Genomic DNA, 18,556 nt, shown 5'->3' on the forward strand with positions numbered 1-18,556 from the left:
CCACTCCGGCTGCGCGCGCTTCCTTTTTTTTTATACCCACCCCCCCAGCAGCGGCCCCCCCCGGGGGGCCCCCCGGGGGGGGGGGGGGGCCCCCCCCCCCCCCGCCCCCGGGCCGCGCCCGCCCACCCATCACCGCCCCCGCTCCGGAGGTCGCCGTGCCCGGTACGCAGTCCGTCGCCGTCCCCGCCGCCGGGGCCCGTCTGATCCAGGCCCGCAGGGGGTGGTGGTTCCTGGGCGCGGGCGGATACGCCCTCATGCGTCCCGGCCAGGTGGAGGCCGACGGCACCCTGCGGCCCTCCGCCGAACGCCATCTCCGCGAGGCGGGACTGTACGACGTACAGCCCTACACCTCGTACTCACTGACCGTGCTGACCAGCACGGACTGCAACCTCGGCTGCGGCTACTGCTTCCAGAACACCGCGCAGGACCCCAAGGGCGGCAGCCGGCCGCCGCGCATTCGGCACGCCCGTCTGACCCCCGAAGCCGTGGGGCAGGTACTGGACTTCACCCGAGAGCGCATGGCCGCGGCCGGTATGGACAAGCTGTCGCTGCTGCTCTTCGGCGGCGAGCCGCTGCTCAACCCGCGAGGCTGCCGTGACCTGCTCACCAGGGCCGGGGAACTGGGCTCCCTCACCGCGTCGATGACGTCCAACGGCACCCTGCTCACCCCGCTGATCGCCAAGGAGCTCAACGCGGCGGGCCTCGGCTCCGTCCAGGTCACCTTCGACGGCGACCGGGCCGACCACGACGCCATCCGGGTACGCCGCTCCGGCGGTGGCACCTTCGACGTCATCGTCTCCAACATCGCGCGCGCCATCGAGAAGACCTCGCTGCGCTGGATGCTGCGGGTCAACGTCTCGCACCTGAACAGTCACGGCGTCGACGAACTGGTCGAACGGCTCGGCGCCCACCTCGATCCCGCGCGCTGCGGCATCCACTTCGCCCGCGTCGGCGACGTCGGCGTCGGCTACGCCAACAACCTGCTGCACGAGAACGGCCTCGTCGACGACTTCGTCCGCTGGCACGCCCGCGCGCTCGAACTCGGCTTCACGGTGGCCCGCCCGCGCGCCCATGTCCCCTGCCAGGCATGCTCCTTCGCCGACGGCCGCTACGGCGCTGTCGTCAACGCCGACGGTATCCTCGCCAGTTGCTGGGAGACCGCCGGCAAGCCCGGCATGGAGGTCGGCACCATCACCGACGGCTACCTCGACGCCGAGCAGACCCGAGGCCGCTGGGTCAGCTGCCACGACCACTACCGGTACGACGAGGAAGCGGCCGTCCGCGCGGTCTTCCAGGACCGGGTCGACGCCGGAGTCCTGGACAGCCTCCACGCCGTCGGGCGGCTGGGACGATGAAGGGCGCCGGCATCCTGCGGACCAACGCCGACTTCCGCCGCTACTGGATCAGTTCGACGCTGTCCACGCTCGGATCGCAACTGTCCTTGCTCGCCTTCCCGTTGCTCGTCCTCTCCATCGGCGGCAGCGCCGCGCAGGCCGGTACGGTCGCGACCTTCTCACTGGTGACCCGGACCCTGCTGCGCCTGCCGGCGGGCCAGCTCGCCGACCGGCTCGACCGGCGGATGATCATGGTCGGCACCGACCTGGTACGGCTCGTGGCGCTGGCCAGCATTCCGCTGGGGTCGGTCCTGGGGGACCTCGGACAGACCCATCTCCTCGGCGTCGCCGTGATCGAGGGCGCGGCCACCGCGCTCTTCGCGCCCGCGGCCACGATCGCCGTGCGCGACGTCGTGCCGGAGAAGGACCTCACCGACGCGCTCAGCCGCAGCCAGGCCGCCGTCGCGACGAGTTCGCTCATCGGCCCGTTCCTCGGCGGCTGGCTGTACACCCTGGACCCGATGCTGCCCTTCGCCGCCGACGCCCTCTCCTACGGCGTGTCCGCCGTGCTGCTGCTGCGCATCGCCGCCAAGCCTCCCCGCCCGGCCGCCGCGGCCGATCGCGACAACCGGCTCACGGCCGGACTGCGGTGGCTGACGCGTCAACGGGCGCTCCTGGCCGCGCTGTCGTTCGCCGCGGGCATCAACGTCGTCTCGGCGGCGGCCCAGACGACCATGGTCGTCTCCCTGCGGCAGAGCGGCGCCGGCGGGACGGCGATCGGAGCGGTGATGGCCTGCGCGGGCATCGGGGCGATGCTCGGCGCCGCCGCGGCCCCGCGGCTGATCAAGAAGATCCCCGCCGCCCGCCTGTTCCTGCTCATCGGCGCCGTCTGGGCCGTCGGCCTCGCCCTCTTCTCCGGAACCACACAGCCCTGGACGATCGGACCCGTGCTGGTCGTGGTCGTCTTCTTCAGCCCTCCGGCCGGTATCGTCGTGGGCCGCGCGATGCTGGTGCTCGCACCGCGGGACCTGCTCGGCAGGGTCAGCACCGCGACCGGTCTGATGATGGCCGGTCTCGCCTCGCTCGGACCGCTCCTGGCGGGCTCCTTCGTGGATTCCCTGGGGGCGAGCCACACCTGGCTGGCCCTCGCCGGAACCGCGGCGGTCGTCACGGTCGTGTCGTCGGTGCCCCTGCTGCGCGAGACCAGCCTCGACGCCGTGGCCGACGACGCGCAGAAGACCGGCCCTGACGCCGTCACGGCCGACGACGCGAGGAAGACCGGCCCTGACGCCGTCACGGCCGACGACGCGAGGAAGACCGGCCCCGACGCCGTCACGGCCGACGACGCCAGGAGGACCGGACCCGACGTCCTCGCGGACGACGCGAAGACCGTCGCCGGCCGCGTCGACCCCATCGGCCGCGTCGCCCCCGCCGGTCTCCCGGATGCGCCCGAGTTCGCGGACACCGCCGCTCCCTCCCGCTTCCCGGGCCCCCCGGTCCTCGCGGGCACGGGCCGCGCCGAGCGTCCGGCGGTCGAGGCCCATGGTGAACCGGCCGCCGGTCATGCCGAGCGGCCCGCGGTCGAAGCGCACGGCGAGCCGGCCCCTCCGGGCGGCTCCGGGCCCGTGGACCCGTCCCCGGCGTCCCCCGTACGACGCCCACCGGTGGCGCCTGAGCCCCGCACGCCACCGACGTGACCCCTCCCCCTGGAGCGCCGCGATGACCCAGTCCCCGCCCCGCGACGCCGGGCCGGCGCCCGCCCCGTACACCTACCCGCCGGCCTCCCGCAGCGGACCGGAGGAGATCGTCCACGGACAGCGGGTGGCCGACCCCTACCGCTGGCTGGAGGACCCGCGGGACCCCGCCACCACCGCCTGGTGCGCCGCCCAGGACCTGCTCTACGCCGAGGAGGAGGCCCGCTGGCCCGCCCGGGACGCGTGGTTCGCGGAGATGACCGCTCTGCTCGCCGGAGGCGGCGCCCGTCCGCCGGTGGCGCGCGGCGGGCGGGAGTTCCACCTGCGCAGGGAACCCGGGCGCGAACTGGCCGCGCTGGCCGTCCGCGAGACGGCCCGGACCCGCGTCCTGCTCGACCCGCTGGACGCGGATCCGTCCGGTACGACGGTGCTCGACGCCTGGGAACCGTCCTGGGAGGGCGACCTCGTGGCCGTCCAGCTGTCCTCGGGAGGTACGGAACACTCGGTGCTGCGCGTGCTCGACACGGCGACGGGCGAGACGGTCGACGGACCCGTGGACCGGGTGCGCCGCTCTCCCGTGGCATGGCTGTCGGGCGCCAGGGCCTTCTACTACGTGCGCCGGCTGCCGTCCGGGCCCGCGGCCGACGGGGTGGGACCACGCCGCCGCGTGTACCTGCACCAGGTCGGCACACCGGCCGACGAGGACACGGAGATCTTCGGCGCCGGACGGTCGGACACCCAGTACTACACCGTGGCGACCACCCCCGACGGCCGGCTCCTGGTCGTCGGCGCCAGCGAGGGCACCTCCCCGCGCACCGACCTGTGGACCGCCGACCTGACCACGACCGGCCCCGAACGACCCCGTCTGCGCCGCCTGCAGCACGCCGCCGACGGCCGCACCGCCGTCCGCCCCAGGCCGGGTACGGGCCCGCTGCTTCTGAGGACCACCGCCGGCGCCCCGCGCGGCCGCATCGCCGCGGCACCCCGCGACGCCACGGACCCCCGCCGGTGGCGCACCCTGGTCGGCGAGCAACTCGGCACCGTGCTCCAGGACTTCGCGGTCCTGGACGGCCCGGCACTGGACCGGCCCCTGCTCGCAGTCGCACGAACCCGGCACGCGGTCGGCGAGTTGACCCTGCACGACGCCAGGACCGGCACCAGGACCGGCACCGTACCCCTGCCCGGACGAGGAACCGTCACCTCCCTGACGACACGTCAAGATCCGGGCCACGAAATGTGGTTCGCGTACACCGACCACATCACCCCCACCGTCGTCCTGCACTACGACGCCGTCACCGGACACCTGGGCCCCTGGCCCGGCGACTCCCCGGAAGCGCCCACCGCCGAGGGAGTCCGCGTCACCCAGGAGGTCGTGCGCTCACCCGACGGCACCGAGGTGCGCATGTTCGTCATGTCGCCCACGGGCCGCCCCGACAGACCCCGCCCCGCCGTCCTCACCGGCTACGGAGGCTTCGGCGCCTCCATGACCCCCGGCTTCACCCCGCAGGCCCTGCCCTGGGTGCGCGCGGGCGGGGTGTACGCCGTGGCCTGCGTGCGCGGCGGGGGAGAGGAGGGCGAGGAGTGGCACCGGGCCGGACGCCGCGAGCACAAGCACAACACCTTCGACGACTTCGACGCGGCGGCGGACCACCTGCTCCACGACGGATGGGCCGCACCCGGCAGGCTCGGCGTCCTCGGCAGCTCCAACGGCGGCCTGCTGGCCGCCGCCGCGCTGACCCGCCGGCCCGAGACCTACGCGGCCGTCGTGTGCGCGGCGCCCCTGCTCGACATGGTGCGCTACGAACTGTCGGGGATGGGGGCGAGCTGGCGCGACGAGTACGGAAGCGCGGCGGACCCCGCCCAGTTCGCGCACCTCCTCTCGTACTCGCCCTACCACCGGGTGCGCGAGGGCACGCGCTACCCGGCCGTGCTGCTCGCCGTCTTCGACGGCGACACGCGCGTCGACCCGGCGCACGCCCGCAAGATGTGCGCCGCCCTGCAATGGGCCGGCACCGGCCGCGCGCCGGTCGTCCTGCGCACCGAGCGCGGTGTCGGACACGGCGCCCGCGCCTCCTCGCGCAGCGCCCGCCTCTACGCGGACGTCATGGCCTTCTTCGCCCACCACCTGGACCTTCGACCGCTGGGAGACCACTGAGGTGAACGTGCTCCTGTGCCCGCTCGGCGACCCCGGCTACCTGTACCCCGCCCTCGCGGTCGGCCGCGAACTGCGCCGCCGGTCCCACACGGTGCACGTCCTCGCCGGGTCGCGGGCCGCGCCGGTGGCGGCCGGAGCGGGCCTGGACGTGTCCGCCGCCTCCGACGACACGGTCCTGTCCGTGGCCCACTGGACGGTCCGCGGCCCCGGGCAGTACACCGAAGTGGCGCGTGCGGTACGGCGGTTGCAACCCGACGTGCTGGTCACCTCCGTGCTCAACCACGGCGCGCTCGTGGCCGCCGAGGCCGCCGGCCTGCCGGTGGTGGTGCTCGGACTGGCGGCACACCTGTGGCCCTACCGCGCCGGGGGCGCCGGCCCGGCGGACGCGCACGACCGCGCGTGGCGGCTCACGGAGACCCTGAAGCACTACCGGGCCGTACGGGACGCGGCCGGCCTCACGCCCCGGCACGACCCCTTCCCCGACACCCCCCTGCTGGGCACCGCCTTCCTGCTGCGCGGCCTCCCCGCACTGGAGCCGGCCGGCGCCGAACTGCCCCCGTCCGTACGGCACGTCGGCCCCTGCTGGTGGGAACCGGAGCCGCCGGCCGCCGAACCGCTCCCGGACTCCGGGCCCCTGGTCTACGTCCACCTCGGCCGGACCTTCGGCGGCGCTTCCCTGTGGCCGCGGCTCAACGCGGCCTTCGCCTCGGGCACTCACCGTGCCGTCGTCGAACTCGGACGGTCGGGTGCCTCGGAGGCCGCCGCGGACGCCGATCTGATCGTCGGCCGCCGTCCCTGGATGGGCCCGCTCGTCGACCGGGCCGACCTCGTCCTGACGAACGCGACGTCCGCCCCCGTGCTCGCCGCCCTCCTGCGCGGCAAGCCGCTGCTCGTCGCCCCCAACGGCTCGGAGCAGCAGGTCCTCGCCGCGGCCTGCCTGCGCGCCGGTGCCGCCCGCAGACTGCCGGAGCCGGGTGCTCCCGCCGCGGACCTGCGCGCCGCGGTCGAGGAGACGGCGTACGATCCCCGACTCCGTGCGCGTGCCGAGGAGATCGGCGCCCTGCTCGCCGACGGCAAGAGCGAGACCCGCGCGGCGGACGCCGTGGAGTCGGCGGCGCGCTGACCCACGGGGCCGTCCCACGGCTGCCGGCGAAATCCACGCGCGCTGTCATGGGCCGCCCCGTTATGGTCCGGTGATGGACGATCAGGACGGTTACTTCGGTGAACGTGTCGCGGCGGCCTACGACGAGTCGTCGGGGGAGATGTTCGAGCCGGAGGTCATCGACACGACGGCCGGTTTCCTGGCGGGCCTGGCCGACGGCGGCCGGGCCCTCGAACTGGGCATCGGGACGGGGCGCGTCGCGTTGCCGCTGGCACGACGCGGGGTCCGGGTCCACGGCATCGACCTGTCACGGGCGATGGTCGCCCGGTTGCGTGCCAAGCCGGGCGGTGACGCGATCGGCGTCACGATCGGTGACTTCGCCACGACGAGGGTGGACGGGACGTTCTCCGTCGCGTACCTGCTCTTCAACACGATCATGAACCTCACGACGCAGGAGGAGCAGGTGGCCTGTTTCCGCAACGCCGCCGCCCACCTGGAGCCCGGAGGCTGTTTCGTCGTCGAGGTCCTGGTCCCCGAACTGCGGAGGCTCCCGGCCGGACAGAACGTCGTGCCCTACCACGTGAGCCCGACGCGATGGTCCTTCGACATCTACGACGTCGCCACCCAGGCGACGAGTTCGAACCACATCGAGGTCGTCGACGGCCGGGGCGAGTACAGGTCGATCCCCTTCCGGTACGTGTGGCCGTCGGAACTCGACCTGATGGCCCAGCTCGCCGGGCTGCGACTGCGCGAGCGGTGGGACGGGTGGACGCGGGAGGCCTTCACGAGCGAGAGCCGTCAGCACGTCTCGGTCTGGGAGAAACCCGCCGCCGGTCAGGGCGCGAGCGTGTCGAGGACAAGACCGTGATGGACCGGCCTCACCTCGACGCCGGTCCGACCGACGGCAGACCCCGAGGGACGAGTTCTGCGTCCTGCGCACCCTGGCGCCGCAGAACCAGGGACTGCCGCCTGAACGCGTCGTGAGATCGTCTTGTTCATGATCGAGTCCTGGGTGATCGATGACGGCGACACCGTTCCCGTGCCGCCCGGGGCGGTGCCAAAGGCGCTCCGGGCCAGGGTCGGCAGGGGGCTGTTCGAGACGTGGCTGACCAGTTCGTCCGGTCGGTCGGTGACTTTCGTGACGAACACCGAGCGGGCGATGGTGGTACTGCTCGACGGAGAAGGCGACCCGGGCGGGCACGCCGTGGACCCGGGAGCCGAGGGATCGAGCGAGGGGTTCGTCCTGTCCAACGGGCAGCACGACAAGTACCCGGCCCAGGACACCGTGGCCATTGACGAGGCGTTCAGGATCGTGGAGCACATCGTCAGCACGGGGTCCTGGCCCGAAGACGCGCACTGGGCCGTCGATCGCTGAGGCCGCGGCCTGTCGGCGTGTCCAGACGAGGACGGAAGCGAGCCGGCGCCGTTCCTCGTACGGATCCCTCGGCCGCTCGGGAGTGCCCGGAGGTCCCGCCCGCCCGCGGCCTCAGTGCCCGGCGCGTGTGGCGAGCAGGGCCGTCAGCCGGTCCGTGAGCTGGGCCAGGGACAGGCCGCCGCCCTCGTCCGCGCAGCGCGCGTAGACGGCGGGCGGAAGGGCGTCGCGTACGGCGGCGGCTTCCCGGGGCCCGTCGAGCGGGTCCATCAGCTCCGGCGAGAAGCCGATGCGCCGGCCGATGCTCCGCACCGCGCCCAGCACCGTCGCGCCCTGCTCGGCGCGGCCCGTCAGGGCGAGCGCGTGGGCGGCGGTGTGGAACAGCACCAGACGGGAGGTGATGTCGTCGTGGCGGTCGAGTGCTGCGAGGATGCCGGCGGCGATGTCGAGAGCGCCGTCGCCGTCACCGCGGTCGCACGCGGTCTTCATCCCGGTCCACGCCGAGGAACCGGCGGCCCAGTCGTGGCCGCAGGACTCCGCGACGGTGATGGCCTCGGACAGCAGCCGGGCCGCGGAGCCGAGGTCCCCCGTCACCCTGGCCAGCATGCCCTGCATCATCAGCGCCTCGGCCACCAGCCAGTCCTGGCCGGTGCGCCGGGCCGACGCCAAGGCGTCACGCGCGAGTGCGGGCGCGTCGACGGGCCGGCCGGCGAGCACGCCCAAGTGGGTCCGGTAGGTGCGCGCCGACGTCAGCACCACGAGGTCACCGGCTTGCCCGGCCTCCTGCTCCGCCAGCAGCACGGCGTCGTACGCCCTGTCGGGGCGGCCGGCCAGATAGCTCAGCGCGCCGACGGCGAGCCTGGCCCGGCAGCGTACGGCCGGGTCCGCGTCCGGTGCGGCGGCGAAGGCGTCGTCCATCCGGGCCAGCCCCTCGGTGATGTGGCCCATGCGGTACCAGAACCAGTGGAGGGCCCCGCCCAGCCGCAGCGCGTACTCGCCGTCCCCGGCGGTGAGCGCGGAGGCGAAGGCGGCCCGGAACTCCGGCTGGTCCCGGGACAGCCCGGCCAGTTCGGCGGCGGCCCGGGGGCCGTGCAGCAGCCGCTCGGTGCGCTCGGCCCGGGCGAGCGCCCACGCCCGGTGGCACTCGCCGGCCTCCGCCAGATCGCCGGGGTCGATCTCGCGCAGCGCGTACTGCCGCAAGGTCTCCAGCATCCGGTACCGGCGCGGCGCCGTCCCCGGCTCGACGGCCAGCAGTGACTTGCGGACCAGGGCGGACAGCGGGGGCAGGACGGGTGTGAGGCCGCCGACCGCGGCCGCGGCGTCGATGTCGAAACCGGCGGCGAAGACGGCCAGCCGGTGGAACAGCCGCCGTTCCGGCGCGTCGAGCAGCCGGTGGCTCCAGGCGACCGTGGCCTCGATGGTGCGGTGCCGCTCGGGGGCGTCGGCGAGGCCGCCGACGAGGACCTCGAAGCGGTCGTGCAGCGCGTCGGCGATCTGGTCGACGGACAGCACCCGGCACTGCGCGGCGGCGAGTTCGATGGCCAGGGGTATCCCGTCGAGGGCGGCGCACACACCGGTGACGCGGTCCAGCTCACGGGGGCCGGGGGACCAGGCGGGCAGGGCGGTGGCGGCCCTGCTCAGGAACAGCTCCCGGCCGTCGCCCGCCGGGTCGAGCGGCACCACCTCGTACACCGCCTCGCCGTCGACGCCCAGCACCTCGCGGCTGGTGGCCAGCACCCGCAGCCCACCGCAGCGGGCCAGGAGCGACGCGACGAGCGAGGCGACCGGCGCGAGCAGGTGCTCGCAGTTGTCGAGCACCAGGAGCAGTTCGCAGTCCGTCAGCACGGCCGCGAGCTGGTCGGCGGAGCCGGTTCCGGGCACCCCGACGGCGTCGGCCACGGTGGCGACGAGCAGTTCCGGCGAGGTGAGCTGGGCCAGTTCCACCAGCCAGGGCCCGTCGCCGTCCCCGCGACACCGGGCCGTCTCCAGGGCCAGCCGGGTCTTGCCCACTCCGCCGGGACCGGTGAGGGTCACCAGACGGTGCTCCCGGAGCAGTTCCCCGACCCTGGACATGTCGGCCGTGCGCCCTACGAAACGAGACAGCGCGAACGGCAGGTTGCCCGCCGGCTCCACCGCCCGGGTGATGCCGGTGCCGCCGGTGCGTTCCGCGGGGCCGGGCGAGGGCGCCGCACCGCTCCGGAGCGGTGCGGCCGGCGGCTCGAGCCGCGGGTCCTGGGCGAGAACGGCCGACTCCAGATCGCGCAGTGCCGGACCGGGATCGATGCCGAGCTCGTCGGCGAGCCGGGCCCGTACGGCGCGCAGCGAGGCCAGTGCGTCGGCCTGGCGCCCGGAGCGGTACAGGGCCAGGACCAGCAGTTCCCATCCGCGCTCCCGCAGCGGCTCGTCGGTCACCAGCGTCTCCAGGTCCGCCACGGCAGCGCGGTGCTGCCCCGATCCGACGGCGGCCGCCAGCCGGTCCTCGCGCGCGGCGGCCCGCAGTTCCTCCAGCCGGGCCGCCTCCGGCGCGGCGAAACCGGCGGCGGCGAGGTCCGCGTAGGCCGGGCCCCGCCATAACGCGAGCGCCCGGCCGAGCAGTTCCTGCGCGGTGCCGGGCTCACCGGCGTCGAGCGCCAGCCGGCCCCGTGCCGCCAGGTCCGCGAACCGTTCGGAGTCGACGGCGGCGGGGTCGATCCGCAGCGCGTATCCCGGTCCTTCCCGCACCAGCAGACCGGCCGGTGTCCGCGCGGCCCGCCGCGGTTCGAGCGCCCTGCGCAGTTCGGAGACGTAGGCGTGCAGGGTGGTCGGCGAAGGAGTCCTGGCCCCTTCCCACACCTGGGAGACGATCCGCTCGGCGGACACCACCGCGCCCCGTGCGATGAGCAGTGTCGCGAGGACGGACCGCTGACGCGGCCCGCCCAGCGCGATCTCCCGCCCGTCGGCCTCGGCGCGCAGCGCCCCCAGCACTCCGAACCGCACGTCGACGACGCTGCCCACGGCACACCCCCCGGCTCACCGGCTGGAGAGTATGGCGGACGGCCGCCCGACCGGGAAGGCGGGCGCGCCGGGGCTCAGGCGGTGGATTCCCCTCGGTCTACCGGGTCCAGCAGCCGGGGGTCCAGGTCACCGTGGTGTATTCCTGGTAGGTGCCGCTGCCGCTGCGGACGACGGTCGTGCTGCCGTCCGCGTAGTGGTCGACGACCCGCACGCTGTAGTTCTTGAACCGGTAGCTGACCCGTGGCGTGCGGTTGGGACCGGTCGTCATCCAGTAGGGGCAGAAGGCGGTCAGGTTCCGTACGGTCGTCTCGCCGGCGGCGGCGCGGATCTTCGACTCGGCGGTCTGCCGGGTGGCGTCGTCGATGTCGCCGAGCTCGACGGCGGTGCCGCTGCTGACGTAGTGGCACGCCTCGTAGTTGCCGTGCGGGTCGGGCGAGGCCCAGACCTCGATGTCGGCACAGTCCTCCACGGCCGTGCCCGTGGTTCCCGTGCTCAGTTCCACGGTGCGGCTGGTCGGGCCGTCCGCGTGGGCCGGTGCCGTCCCGAACAGCAGGACGCCGGACAGCGCGACGGCCGTGGCGGTGCCGAGCCGGGCGGCTCGTGTCGTCTTACCGGACATGTTTCGTCTCCCCCGTGACCGACTGGATCGCCCGGGCGGTCGCCCGGTGCGCTCCGCAAGCCTGGCCGCTCCCGCCTGGAATCCGCTTGGAGACGCCTTCGGACCCGCTCCGAACGGGTCCGAAGGCACTTCCAGGGGCGGCCGGTGACGCTCGTCCGGGCCGCCGGGGACCACCGGGCGGGATCACTGTGGCCGGTCAGGTGCGCGACCCCGACGGCGGCCCGGTCTCCGTCACCTTCGGCGCCGGCGGCACGGCGGTGGGCACTCGGACAGGCAGGTCCAGGCGCTTTCCCTAGCCTGCCCGGCAGCTCAGGACCGGCGAACCCGCGCCGCCCGGTGCCGCACCGAACCCGAAGCCGGTCGAGGCGCCGGCCGCGACGGCTCCGTTGTGGTCGGCGTTGCTCGCGGTCACCGTCCTGCCCGCCTGGCCGTAGGAGGCGTTCCACATCGAGGAGATGGTCTGGTCGCCCGGCCACTCCCACGTGACCTGCCACGACCTGGTCGGCGAGGTACCTGTGTTGGTGACGGTGACGTCGGCGTTGAACCCACTGCCCCAGTCGCTGCTCACCTTGTAGGTGGCCTTGCATCCGCTGGAGCCCCCGGTGCCGGCGGTCGTCGCGGTGACCGACGCCGACGCCAAAGACGTGTTGCCGGCCGCGTCGCGGGCCCGCACGGTGTAGTCGTACCGGGTCCCGGCGGTGAGGCCCGTGTCGGTGAAGGACGTGCCGGTGGCCTGACCGGCCCTGGCGGTGCCGCGGTAGACGTCGTAGCCGGTCACCCCGGTGTCGTCGGTGGAGGCTTTCCAGGACAGGGACACGCTCGACGCGGTGGTACCGGTCACGGCCAGTCCGGTCGGTGCCGAGGGCGCGGTCGTGTCCCCGCCTCCGCCTCCGCCTCCGGAGAAGTCCGGTGCCTTGATGCCGGTGAGATAGCCGTCCTTGACGGTGTCCACCGTCTGCCAGTCGTCCTTGAGGATGCCTCCCGTGTCGCCGGAGTTCGGATTCCACGACCAGAAGGTCCAGTTGAAGCTGTCGGCCCCGTAGGTGCTCGTGGGGCGCAGGTAGTCGACGAGCGCCGCGAGCCACTTCTGGTCGACGGCCGACTGCAGGGTGGTGCCGAACTCGCCGAGCCAGACGGGGGCGATGTTCTGCTTGAAGACGTAGCCCCAGTACTTGTCCCAGACCGCCGGCATGTTCGCCGGGAACGACGGGTCGCTGAACCAGGGTTGCTGCGCGACGCTGGTGGCGTAGTCGTGGGCCGAGTAGACCAGGCGGTCGGCGACGTTCAGCCGCACCGGCGCGGTGGCGACTCCGGCGAGATTGCCGCCCCACCAGGTGCTCTGACCGTTCACCGTCTGGACGCCCTCGACGAAGACCAGCAGGCTGGGGTTGACGGACAGGACCGCGTTGCCGGCCCGTTCGGCGGCGAGCCGCCAGTCGGTGCTCGTGTCGCCGCATCCCCAGCAGGCGGGGTCGTGCGGCTCGTTGTGCAGGTCGATCCCGATGACGGCGGTGTTGCCCTGGTAGCGCGCCGCCAGGGCCTTGAGGTCGGCGATCCAGGTCGCCTCGGGGACGGCGGAGGTGTACCAGAGCGCCGACTGGGCCGAGGAGTCGGGCCGATGGCGGTCGAGTACGACCTTGAGACCGGTCGAGCCCGCATAGCCGACGATCTTGTCCATCACCTGGAGCGAGTCGAGACCTTGCAGGTCGGCGTTCAGGCCGCCCGCGTAGGTGATGCCGTTGGGCCGGGTGCCCTTGAAGATGTCGTCGCTGTAGGGCAGGCGGACGGTGTTGTAGCCCAGGGTCTTCATCTGGTCGATCATCGACTTGTAGTCGCGCGACCAGAGCCCGTGCGCCACGTAGTTGGACGTCTCGAACCCGAACCAGTTGATGCCGGCCATGCGTACCGGCTGGTTCTGCGCGTCGAGGATCCGGCGGCCGTCGGTGTGCCAGTATCCGGCGCCGGGCGCGGCTGCCGCGGACGACGGGGCGGCGGTCGCGCGTGACGGGGGCGAGGCGGCCGCCGCCTGCGCCGGTACGGCCACCGTGGAGGGGACGAGAGCCGCGAGGGCCGCGGTGAGAAGCGTGACCAGGGCGCGCCTGGCGCGGAATGAGGGTGGGTGACGCATGGTGGGGGGTCCTCTCGGGGTGGGAGCGCTCCCATCTTCAGGCGCGCGTCCCCGGGCGGGCGGGCGGGTGGGCATCCGGCATGACGGCTCCCGCGGACCGTCGGGAGTGTCCCGCTCCCGGCGGTCGGCTCGTCGAAGCCGGACTGCGCACATGGAAGCCACTAAGCGTGTCCGCGTCAATACCTGGCGCTGCGGTCGCGTCTCCCGCGGAGCCGTCGGTCACGGGTGCGCTCCGTTCCGGGCCGCGCCCGCGCGGCTCGGGCCACGCGGGGCGTGACCTCGCTTTCCGGATTCCTTCGCCGGATGCCCCTCGGGTATCCGCACGCGCCGTGACCTGGCGTTCGGTGCCGCGGTCGAGGGCGGGTCCGTGCGAGGAGGCGATTATGTGACGAGTCGTCAGGAAGTGACTCGCCGCACGGGTGTTGACATCCGGAGTCGGAGCGCTGCACTTTGGGAGCGCTCCCACATCCGGTGTCCCTGATGCACCGTCACTTCGAACGACCGGCCACCATCCGCGCGCCACGACGAGACCCCCGGGCCCACGTCCGGACGGCGACGGGGCGCGCACGGCCGGCGGCTCCTCGGCTCCACCTTGTGCGACGCACGCGGTCGCACCTTCGTCATGCCCGCACGCGATGACCGCCCGGCGGACTTCCGCACGGTGTGCCAGGGACGCGGCACGCCGTGCGGCCGTCGGTACCCCCGCACGCCGCCCGTACTCGCCCGCTCTCCCCAGGAGATGGCCGATGCCTTCCCGTAGACCCGACTCCATCGTGCGCCGAAACGGACGGAAGCGGACCGCCGCTCTGGCCGTAGGCGCCCTCCTCGGAGCCCTGTCCGTCACCGCGCTTCCGACCACAGCGGTCGCGGCCGCCAAACTCGACAATCCCTACGTCGGCGCGAAGGCCTACGTGAACCCCGACTGGTCGGCCAGGGCCGCGGCGGAACCGGGCGGTTCGGCCGTCTCCGACCAGCCCACCTTCGTCTGGCTGGACCGGATGGCCGCGATCCAGGGCACCGCCGGCGCCCGTGGTCTGCGAGCGCACCTCGACGCGGCCAAGGCGCAGGGCGCCAACCTCGTCCAGCTCGTCATCTACGACCTGCCGGGCCGGGACTGCGCCGCCCTCGCCTCCAACGGCGAACTCGGTCCCGACGACCTGGCCACCTACCAGAGCGGCTACATCGACCCGATCGCCGCGATCCTCGCCGACCCGGCCTACGCGAGCCTGCGGATCGTCAACCTCATCGAGCCCGACTCACTGCCCAACCTCGTGACCAACGCGGGCGGCACCGCCGGCTCCACGCCCCAGTGCGCCACCATGAAGGCGAACGGCAACTACGAGAAGGGCGTCGGCTACGCCCTGCACACCCTCGGCGCCCTGCCCAACACCTACAACTACGTCGACGCCGGCCACCACGGCTGGCTCGGCTGGGACAGCAACCTCACCCCGTCCGCCCAGGAGTTCAAGAAGGCCGCCACCACCAACGGCGCCACCGTGAACGACGTGACGGGCTTCATCGTGAACACCGCCAACTACTCCGCCACCAAAGAGCCGTACGTGAAGGTGACGGACACGGTGAACGGCCAGACGGTGCGGCAGTCGAAGTGGATCGACTGGAACCAGTACGACGACGAGAGCTCGTACGCGCAGGGCCTGCGCACCGCGCTCGTCGCGCAGGGCTTCGACTCCGGCATCGGCATGCTCGTCGACACCTCGCGCAACGGCTGGGGCGGTTCGGCCCGGCCGACCGGTCCCGGCCCGACGACCGGCGTCGACGCGTACGTGGACGGCGGCCGCATCGACCGGCGCATCCACGCCGGGAACTGGTGCAACCAGAGCGGGGCGGGCCTCGGTGAACGCCCGGCGACCGCACCCGACACCGGGATCGACGCCTACGTGTGGGCCAAGCCGCCGGGCGAGTCGGACGGGGCCAGCCAGGCCGTCGACAACGACGAGGGCAAGGGCTTCGACCGGATGTGCGACCCCACGTACACCGGGAACGGACGCAACGGCAACAACCTCACCGGAGCGCTGCCCGACTCCCCGCTCGCCGGGCACTGGTTCTCCGCCCAGTTCCGTCAACTGCTCGCCAACGCCGACCCGCCGCTGGGCGGATCGGGCGGCGGCGGTGACACGCAGGCCCCCACCGCTCCCGGCGGCCTCGCGGTCGGCTCCACGACGAGCAGCGGCGTCTCCCTGACCTGGAGCGCGTCCACGGACAACACCGCGGTCACGGGATACGACGTCTACCGCGACGGCGCCAGGATCGGCAGCACGACCGCCACCTCCTACACCGACAGCGGGCTCGCCGCCTCCACCACCTACAGCTACACCGTCAAGGCCAAGGACGCGGCCGGCAACGTCTCGGCCTCGTCCGCGGCGGTGTCCGCCACCACCAAGGCGTCGGGCGGGGGAGGAGGCCCGTCGGGTCTCAAGGCGCAGTACAAGAACAACGACTCCTCCACCGGTGACAACCAGGTCAAGCCCGGTCTCAGGCTGGTCAACGGCGGTTCCGGCGCGGTCGATCTGTCCAAGGTGACCGTCCGCTACTGGTTCACCGGGGAGTCCTCCTCCGCCGGCTACCAGACCTTCTGCGACTGGGCGCAGCTCGGCTGCTCCACGGTGAAGACCTCGGTGGGCACCGTGTCCCCGAGCCGCACGGGCGCGGACCACTACCTGGAGGTCGGCTTCGGCTCCGGTTCGCTGGCGGCCGGAGCCGACAGTGGTGACCTGCAGCTGCGCATGGCCAAGTCGGACTGGTCGAACTTCGACGAGTCCGACGACTACAGCCGCGGCACCAACAGCTCCTACGCGGACGCTGCGAAGGTGACCGTGTACGTGTCGGGCACCCTGGTCTGGGGCAACGAGCCGTAGAGCGGCCGGAACGGATGGAACGAGCGGGCGGGGGGCCGGGGTGGCGACGTTCCGGCCCCCACGCCGCCGCCCGCCCGCTTCATGAGGAGTCCGACGCCCACGGCCCGTACCCGGGGCGAGCCCGGTCCGGGCCGTGACGTGGTGCCACGGCCCGGACCGGACTGCCCGGCCGCCCGGTCCGTGGTGCGCGCCGGGCGCCGGGTCAGCGCGTCCTGTCCGGCTCGGCGACGGCCTCCGCGAGGCCGTCGGTCCCGAGCTGGTCGACACGGGAGCGGGTCTCTTCCGGTGGCCTCGGCCCTCTCATGCCAGGGCGAACTGCTGGGCGCCGGAGCCGTTGCAGTCCCAGATCTGCAGGCGTGTGCCGTTGGCGGTGGCACCCGACGGAGAGTCGACGCACCGGCCGGTGGCCGGGTTGGACATCGAGCCGTCGGCGCCTGCGACCCAGTTCTGATAGCCGCCGCCGTTGCAGGTGGCCAACTGGAGCTTCGTACCGTTGGCGTTGACGCCACCGGCGATGTCCAGGCACTTGCCGAGAGTGCGCAGGGTCTGGCCGCTCCAGGTCCACTTCTGGTCGAGCGAAGTGGCGTGCTGGCAGTCCCACAGCTGGACCGCGGTGCCGTCGCCGCCGGTGTCGTCACCCGCCACGTCCACGCACTTGCCGCCGGGCCCGTAGACCGGCGTTCCGATGGCGAACTGCTGGGCACCGGAGCCGTTGCAGTCCCAGATCTGCAGTCGCGTTCCGTTCGCCGTGGCACCTGACGGAGAGTCGACGCACCGGCCGCTGGCCGGATTGCGCAGTGAGCCGTCGGTCTGCCGCACCCAGCTCTGGTAGCCGCCGCTGTTGCACGTGGCGAGCTGCAGTTTCGTGCCCGCGGCGCTGTTGCCGCCGGCGATGTCCAGGCACTTGCCGAGGGTCCGCAGGGTCTGGCCGCTCCAGGTCCAGTGCTGGTCCTTGGCCGCCGACTGGCAGTCCCACAGCTGGACCGCGGTGCCGTCGCCGCCGGTGTCGTCACCCGCCACGTCGACACACTTGCCGCCAGGTCCGGTGATCGTCTGGCCGGTCACCGAACCGCCGCCACCGCCACCACCGGAGCCCGGCCCCTTGTTGTAGACGGCCACCGAGTCGATGACCAGCTTGCCGCCGGAGACCGTGGACGCGTTCGGGCCCCCGCCGAAGGCGTCCGGGAAGCCGCCGCCGATCGCCAGGTCGTAGATGATGAAGAAGGGGTGGTCGACCGCGTCGGACCAGGCCGTCGCGTCCACCTGGCCGGCGCTGATGGTGAAGTAGTTGTTCCCGTCGAGGTAGAACCGGATCTGCTCCGGCGACACCGAGCGGTCGATCTCCGCCGCGTAGGAGTGGAAGCCGGTCTGGCAGCCCGGACAGGCCCGCTCACCCGAGCTGATGCCGGTCGACTCCTTGCACGGCCCGCCCGGGTTCACACCGCAGTGCAGGGTGCTGAAGACGGAGCTGCGGCCGTTGATGTCCTCCATGATGTCGATCTCGCCGGACTTCGGCCAGGTCACACCGTCGCGCAGCGGCGCGCCGAGCATCCAGAACGCCGGCCAGTAGCCCGCGCCGTTGGCGGTGGTGACGTCGGGCTGCTGCAGGACGGACTCGATGCGTACGACTCCGCCGGCCGGAGCGCCGAAGGACGCCGACTGGGTCTCCACACGTCCGGAGGTCCATCCGGCCCGTGGGTCGGAACCGGAGTGCAGGGCCTGGAGCACCAGATGACCCTGGCCGTCGTGGTGGACGTTCGAGGTGCTGCTGGTCATGGTCTCGATCTCACCGGTGCCGAAACTGCTGCCCGGCCCGGTGTCGTACTTCCACAGGCCCTGGTCGATTCCGGTGCCGGACGCGCCGTTGAAGTCGTCGCTCCAGGTGAGGGTGAAACCCGACGGGGTCGGGGGCACTGCCGCCTGGGCGTCCAGCGTTCCGACGACGGTGGTCGCCACCGTGACCGCGACGACGGGAACCAGCCTGAGCGCTCTCCTCCACCCGCCGTGCCGCAGTCCGACAAAGGGTAATTGCATGTGTCTTGACCTCCGGAGAAGGACATCGCCGTGTCTGTCCGCCGTGCCGCCCCTGGTGCTGTCCGCCGACAGTGAGCGGTGCACGCGCTCCTGCGGATCCGGATGAGACGGGCAGGGCGAGGACCGGCACCTGGGCTGCCGTGAACGGGCGGGCCCACGGAGGGCGACGGACTCCCACTTCCCGGACCGGCGGATACGTCATCAGTGCAGGTGGCGACTGGTGGATGTTGAACCATGTTTAGTTCTGT

General features: G+C 73.1%; 11 protein-coding genes. 7 read left to right on the forward strand and 4 right to left on the reverse strand.

Annotated features, from left to right (window positions below; genetic code table 11):
• Positions 1 to 155: 155 nt before the first annotated feature.
• From ACFW6B_RS03265 to ACFW6B_RS03290, 6 genes are all read left to right on the forward strand, one after another.
• Positions 156 to 1,355: a radical SAM protein gene (locus tag ACFW6B_RS03265; protein ID WP_386591607.1), complete on the forward strand. Its 1,200-nt coding sequence runs from the start codon at positions 156 to 158 to the stop codon at positions 1,353 to 1,355.
• A complete protein-coding gene (locus ACFW6B_RS03270; RefSeq protein WP_386591608.1) occupies positions 1,352 to 3,031 on the forward strand; it encodes an MFS transporter in 1,680 nt (559 codons plus the stop codon). Before ACFW6B_RS03265 ends, ACFW6B_RS03270 begins: the two co-directional genes overlap by 4 nt.
• A 22-nt stretch (positions 3,032 to 3,053) precedes the next feature.
• Positions 3,054 to 5,183 (forward strand): prolyl oligopeptidase family protein, encoded by a 2,130-nt coding sequence (locus ACFW6B_RS03275; RefSeq protein WP_386591609.1) that lies wholly within the window; start codon positions 3,054 to 3,056, stop codon positions 5,181 to 5,183.
• 1 nt (position 5,184) lies between these two features.
• Entirely contained in the window at positions 5,185 to 6,306 is a 1,122-nt protein-coding gene (locus tag ACFW6B_RS03280; protein WP_386591610.1) for a glycosyltransferase, read from the forward strand.
• A gap of 73 nt (positions 6,307 to 6,379) precedes the next feature.
• Positions 6,380 to 7,153, forward strand: coding sequence for a class I SAM-dependent DNA methyltransferase (locus ACFW6B_RS03285; protein WP_386591611.1), 774 nt, complete (start codon positions 6,380 to 6,382; stop codon positions 7,151 to 7,153).
• A gap of 129 nt (positions 7,154 to 7,282) precedes the next feature.
• Positions 7,283 to 7,660: a hypothetical protein gene (locus ACFW6B_RS03290; protein ID WP_386591612.1), complete on the forward strand. Its 378-nt coding sequence runs from the start codon at positions 7,283 to 7,285 to the stop codon at positions 7,658 to 7,660.
• A gap of 111 nt (positions 7,661 to 7,771) precedes the next feature.
• Here the strand turns inward: ACFW6B_RS03290 and ACFW6B_RS03295 are convergent, their stop codons facing one another.
• The 3 genes from ACFW6B_RS03295 to ACFW6B_RS03305 form a co-directional block, all read right to left on the reverse strand.
• Positions 7,772 to 10,651 carry a BTAD domain-containing putative transcriptional regulator gene (locus ACFW6B_RS03295; protein ID WP_386591613.1) on the reverse strand — a complete coding sequence of 960 codons (2,880 nt, stop codon included), beginning with the start codon at positions 10,649 to 10,651 and terminating at the stop codon, positions 7,772 to 7,774.
• Between the two features lie 97 nt (positions 10,652 to 10,748).
• The gene (locus ACFW6B_RS03300; protein WP_386591614.1) at positions 10,749 to 11,270 is read right to left on the reverse strand and encodes a hypothetical protein; all 522 of its coding nucleotides are present in this window, start codon (positions 11,268 to 11,270) and stop codon (positions 10,749 to 10,751) included.
• A 292-nt stretch (positions 11,271 to 11,562) separates the two neighbouring features.
• On the reverse strand, positions 11,563 to 13,398 hold the full coding sequence (locus ACFW6B_RS03305; protein ID WP_386591615.1) for a cellulase family glycosylhydrolase: 1,836 nt from the start codon (positions 13,396 to 13,398) through the stop codon (positions 11,563 to 11,565).
• A gap of 746 nt (positions 13,399 to 14,144) precedes the next feature.
• Here ACFW6B_RS03305 and ACFW6B_RS03310 point away from each other — a divergent pair.
• A complete protein-coding gene (locus ACFW6B_RS03310; RefSeq protein ID WP_386591616.1) occupies positions 14,145 to 16,274 on the forward strand; it encodes a glycoside hydrolase family 6 protein in 2,130 nt (709 codons plus the stop codon).
• A gap of 300 nt (positions 16,275 to 16,574) precedes the next feature.
• Here ACFW6B_RS03310 and ACFW6B_RS03315 read toward each other — a convergent pair whose 3' ends face one another.
• Entirely contained in the window at positions 16,575 to 18,308 is a 1,734-nt protein-coding gene (locus ACFW6B_RS03315; RefSeq protein ID WP_386591617.1) for a ricin-type beta-trefoil lectin domain protein, read from the reverse strand.
• Positions 18,309 to 18,556 lie beyond the last annotated feature (248 nt).

The sequence above is a fragment of the Streptomyces sp. NPDC058751 genome, assembly GCF_042746485.1.
Classification (GTDB): Bacteria; Actinomycetota; Actinomycetes; order Streptomycetales; family Streptomycetaceae; genus Streptomyces.

Coding starts and splice junctions, on each gene's coding strand:
- ACFW6B_RS03270 (WP_386591608.1), top strand. CDS start 1,352: ATGAAGGGCGCCGGCATCCTGCGGACCAACGCCGACTTCCGCCGCTAC.
- ACFW6B_RS03275 (WP_386591609.1), top strand. CDS start 3,054: ATGACCCAGTCCCCGCCCCGCGACGCCGGGCCGGCGCCCGCCCCGTAC.
- ACFW6B_RS03285 (WP_386591611.1), top strand. CDS start 6,380: ATGGACGATCAGGACGGTTACTTCGGTGAACGTGTCGCGGCGGCCTAC.
- ACFW6B_RS03290 (WP_386591612.1), top strand. CDS start 7,283: ATGATCGAGTCCTGGGTGATCGATGACGGCGACACCGTTCCCGTGCCG.
- ACFW6B_RS03300 (WP_386591614.1), bottom strand. CDS start 11,270: ATGTCCGGTAAGACGACACGAGCCGCCCGGCTCGGCACCGCCACGGCC.
- ACFW6B_RS03305 (WP_386591615.1), bottom strand. CDS start 13,398: ATGCGTCACCCACCCTCATTCCGCGCCAGGCGCGCCCTGGTCACGCTT.
- ACFW6B_RS03310 (WP_386591616.1), top strand. CDS start 14,145: ATGCCTTCCCGTAGACCCGACTCCATCGTGCGCCGAAACGGACGGAAG.
- ACFW6B_RS03315 (WP_386591617.1), bottom strand. CDS start 18,308: ATGCAATTACCCTTTGTCGGACTGCGGCACGGCGGGTGGAGGAGAGCG.